General features: G+C 66.9%; 3 protein-coding genes. 2 read left to right on the top strand and 1 reads right to left on the bottom strand.

Annotated features, from left to right (window positions below):
- Window positions 1-323: 323 nt before the first annotated feature.
- Window positions 324-2543, top strand: coding sequence for a bifunctional (p)ppGpp synthetase/guanosine-3',5'-bis(diphosphate) 3'-pyrophosphohydrolase (locus D7X55_RS36645; RefSeq protein WP_120548198.1), 2220 nt, complete (start codon window positions 324-326; stop codon window positions 2541-2543).
- A gap of 80 nt (window positions 2544-2623) precedes the next feature.
- Window positions 2624-3010 carry a RidA family protein gene (locus D7X55_RS36640; protein WP_120548199.1) on the top strand — a complete coding sequence of 129 codons (387 nt, stop codon included), beginning with the start codon at window positions 2624-2626 and terminating at the stop codon, window positions 3008-3010.
- 90 nt (window positions 3011-3100) lie between these two features.
- On the opposite strand, the gene D7X55_RS36635 is transcribed toward D7X55_RS36640, so the two are convergent.
- On the bottom strand, window positions 3101-4305 hold a 1205-nt coding region (locus D7X55_RS36635), incomplete at its 5' end, for a thioredoxin domain-containing protein (protein WP_158626477.1).

The raw sequence follows: 4305 nt of genomic DNA, 5'->3' as shown, positions 1-4305 counted from the left end.
ATGTGTATAAGAGACGGGGCAGGGGGCGCGGCCGCCGGACGGGGGGCGGGCGCCGCCTCTTCCAGCGCCTGGCCGCACAGCACGCAGGTGGCCGAGCGTGGCGGGTTGTAGCCGTCACATTTCGGGCAGACCACCGGGAGCGTGGACAGCAGAAGCTGAGACATGGGCAGAGGGCCAATCTAGGGGGGCGTGAAACGCCCGGTCAACGAAAGCCTCGGACGAAACTCCAATAGCGCCCGGGCTCCGGGACCCGGTGGGGCACGCGATGTTCCAGGGTAACGTTGCCCCTGCTGTTTGAGGCAGTTACGATTGTCACCGCCTCGATGATTCGCCTGAACGACATCCTGCAGCGGGTTGCGTCGTACCACCCGGACCCCGACCTGGACATCATCAAGAAGGCGTACGTCTACTCGGCCAAGGTCCATCAGGGGCAGCTCCGCAAGTCGGGAGAGCCCTACCTCATCCACCCGCTGGAGGTGGCGGGCATCCTGGCGGAGCTGAAGCTGGACGAGGCGTCCATCGTCACCGGACTCCTCCACGACACCATCGAGGACACGCTCGCCACCGCGGAGGAGCTCACGGAGCTCTTCGGCCCGGAGGTCGCCCAGCTGGTGGACGGCGTGACGAAGCTGTCCAAGTTCTCCGCGTCCGCGACGCTCTCCCAGGAGGAGAAGCAGGCGGAGAACTTCCGCAAGATGATCATCGCGATGGCGCAGGACATCCGCGTCATCCTCGTGAAGCTGGCGGACCGCACGCACAACATGCGGACGCTGGATCACATGTCCGAGGAGAAGCAGGCCCGCATCGGACAGGAGACGCTGGACATCTACGCGCCCCTGGCCAACCGCCTGGGCATCTCCTGGATCAAGACGGAGCTGGAGGACCTGTCCTTCCGCTACGTGAAGCCCCAGGAGTTCTTCGCGCTGGAGGAGCAGCTCAACAAGCGCAAGAAGGAGCGCGAGGCGTACATCGAGGACACCTGCGACCTGATGCGCGCCAAGCTCCAGGAGCGCGGCCTCAAGGGCGACGTCAGCGGGCGCTTCAAGCACGTCTACAGCATCTGGAAGAAGATCAAGTCGCAGGGCATCGACTTCGATCAGATCCACGACATCATCGCGTTCCGCATCATCGCGCCGTCCGTCCCCGCCTGCTACGAGGCGCTGGGCATGGTGCACCAGATGTGGAAGCCGGTGCCGGGGCGCTTCAAGGACTTCATCGCCATCCCGAAGCCCAACATGTACCAGTCCCTGCACACCACGGTGATTGGTCCGTTGAGCGAGCGCGTGGAGGTGCAGATCCGCACCGCGGAGATGCACAAGATCGCCGAAGAGGGCATCGCCGCGCACTGGGCCTACAAGGAAGGCCGCGCGCCCATCTCCAAGGACGACGAGAAGTTCGCCTGGCTGCGCCAGCTGATGGAGTGGCAGCAGGACCTCAAGGACCCCAAGGAGTTCCTGGAGACGGTGAAGGTGGACCTCTTCACCGACGAAGTCTTTGTCTTCACGCCCAAGGGCGACGTGCGCAGCCTGCCGCGCGGCGCGACGCCGGTGGACTTCGCGTACGCCATCCATAGCGACGTGGGCGGCCGGTGCGTGGGCGCGAAGGTGAACGGGAAGATTGTTCCCCTGCGCTACAAGCTGAAGAACGGCGACACGGTGGAGGTGCTCACCAGCCCGCAGGCGCACCCGTCCAAGGACTGGCTCACCTTCGTCAAGACGAGCCGCGCGCAGCAGCGCATCCGCGGCTTCATCAAGCAGCAGCAGCGCGACAAGAGCCTGCAGCTGGGCCGCGAGCTGGTGGAGCGCGAGTTCAAGCGCTTCCAGCTCAACTTCAACAAGCAGATGAAGTCCGGCGAACTCAAGAAGGTCGCCGAGGAGCTGGGCTTCCGCGTCGAGGACGATCTGCTGGTGGCGATTGGCTACGGCAAGGTGACGCCGCAGCAGCTGGTGCAGCGCATCGTGCCGCAGGAGAAGCTGGCGCAGGCGGAGCCGCCCCCGCGTCCCTCGGACAGCGGCGGGACGGGCAGCGGCGCGGGGAACAACGCCTCCATGCTGCCGGGCCTGTCGCGCATGACGGACCTGGCCAAGCGGCTCGTCGGGCGCAACAGCCGCAGCGGCGTCCAGATTGGCGGCGTGGACGACGTGCTGGTGCGCTTCGGGCGCTGTTGCAACCCCGTTCCCGGGGACCCCATCGCGGGGTTCATCACCCGGGGGCGGGGCGTGACGGTGCACACGGTGGGGTGTGAGAAGGCCCTGGCCACGGACCCCGAGCGGCGCGTGGACGTGTCCTGGGACGTGAAGGGCGACTTCAAGCGGCCCGTCACGCTGCGCGTGCTGACGGCGGACCGGCCGGGCCTGTTGGCGGACATCACCAACACGTTCTCCAAGAAGAGCGTCAACATCTCCCAGGCGAACTGCCGGGCCACCGGCGACGACCGGGCCGTCAACACCTTCGAGGTCACCATCTCCGACCTCAAGCAGCTGACGGACCTGATGCGCTCCATCGAGCGGTTGACGGGCGTCTACTCGGTCGAGCGAATCTAGCCCCGGCCTGTGCTACAGCGCGCGGCGGACCCGCGGCCCCGTTTCGCTTCAGGGGGCCGCCTCAACGCGAGGTGTGCTGCATGGCGCGCAAGGCAATCCACTCCGACGACGCCCCCAAGGCGATTGGCCCCTACTCCCAGGCCGTGCAGGTGGACGCCGGGAAGATGACGTTCCTGTCCGGCCAGATTCCCCTGGACCCCAAGACGATGGAGATGGTCACCGGCGACGTCGTCGCGCAGGCCGAGCAGGTGATGAAGAACCTGAAGGCCGTGCTCGCCGCCAGCGGCCTGGACTTCAGCCACGTCGTGCGCTGCACCATCTTCCTCACCGACCTGGGTGACTTCGCCAAGGTGAACGAGGTCTACGGCCGCTCCTTCACGGGCGCCCCGCCGGCCCGCGCCACCGTGCAGGTGTCCGCGCTGCCGCGCGGCTCCAAGGTGGAGATCGACGCCATCGCCGTGTCCTGACGGAAGCCTGTCAGACGCGTAGAAACACGAAGGCCGCCGGTTCCCGCTGTGGGAGCCGACGGCCTTGTGCGTTTCAGCAGCGCGGGAGGACTACTTCGCTTCCGCCGCCATCACGACGCCGGCCTTCTTCAGCTCCTCGTCGATGACCTTCTTGAAGGCATCGAAGGGCTGCGCACCCACCAGCGTGCGGCCGTTGATGAAGAACGTCGGGGTGCCGTTGGCGCCCTTGGAGGCGCCGTCCGCCATGTCCGACTCGATCTGCTTGTCGAACTTGCCGGAGTCCAGGTCCGCCTTGAACTTGTTCATGTCCAGCTTCAGCTCCTGGGCGTACTTCTCCAGGCTCTCGCGGTCCAGCGAGCGCTGGTTGGCGAAGAGCTTGTCGTGCATCTCCCAGAACTTGCCCTGCTCGTTCGCGGCCATGGAGGCCACGGCGGCGAGCTTCGCGTGCTGGTGGAAGGACAGGGGCTGGTGCTTGAAGGCGATCTTGACCTTGCCCTTGTAGACCTTCTCCACCTGCTCCAGGGTCGGCACGGCGCGGCTGCAGAAGGGGCACTCGAAGTCGGACCAGGCGACGATGGTGACGGGCGCGTTCTTCGGGCCGCGCACCGGGGCGTTGCCCACTTCCACCTTCTGCACGGCCGGCTCGGCGGGCGCCGCGGGGGCGGCCGGAGCGGCGTTCACGTTGTCCTGGTTCAGCCTGGCGTAGAGCTCCTCCGCCTTGGTGCCGGCGGCGAGCGCCTTGTCGGCCTTGGCGATCTCCTGGTCGATGAGGGGCTTGAAGGCCTCGAAGGGCTGCGCGCCGGAGAGGAAGCGGCCGTTGATGAAGAAGGCCGGGGTGCCGTTGGCGCCCACCGACATGCCCGCGGAGGCGTCCGCGTCCACCTTCGCGGAGATCTTGGCGGACTCCAGGTCGGCCTTGAACTTGTTCATGTTCAGGCCCAGCTCCTGGGCGTACTTCTCCAGGTCACCGCGCTCCAGGGCGCGCTGGTTGGCGAAGAGCTTGTCGTGCATCTCCCAGAACTTGCCCTGCTCGTGGGCGGCCATGGAGGCCTGCGCCGCGAGCTTCGCGTGCGAGTGCATGGGCAGCGGCTGGTGGCGGAACACCACGCGCACGTCCTTGCCGTAGGTCTCCTTGATCTTGTTGAGCGTCGGCACCGCGCGGCTGCAGAAGGGGCACTCGAAGTCGGACCACTCGACGATGGTCACCTTCGCGGTGGCCGGGCCGAAGGAGGGCGAGTCCGAGGGGATCTCCACCTTCTTCGCGGCGGCGGCGGGCTCCGCCTGGGGCTGGGAGG

The organism is Corallococcus sp. AB049A, from assembly GCF_003668885.1.
Taxonomy (GTDB): Bacteria; Myxococcota; Myxococcia; order Myxococcales; family Myxococcaceae; genus Corallococcus; species Corallococcus interemptor.
Note: the sequence above shows the minus strand (reverse complement) of the source record. Positions and strands in the feature narration are given on the sequence as shown.

Bases quoted from the DNA above. Each gene is read 5' to 3' on its own strand.
- D7X55_RS36645 (WP_120548198.1), top strand. From the start codon at position 324: ATGATTCGCCTGAACGACATCCTGCAGCGGGTTGCGTCGTACCACCCG.
- D7X55_RS36640 (WP_120548199.1), top strand. From the start codon at position 2,624: ATGGCGCGCAAGGCAATCCACTCCGACGACGCCCCCAAGGCGATTGGC.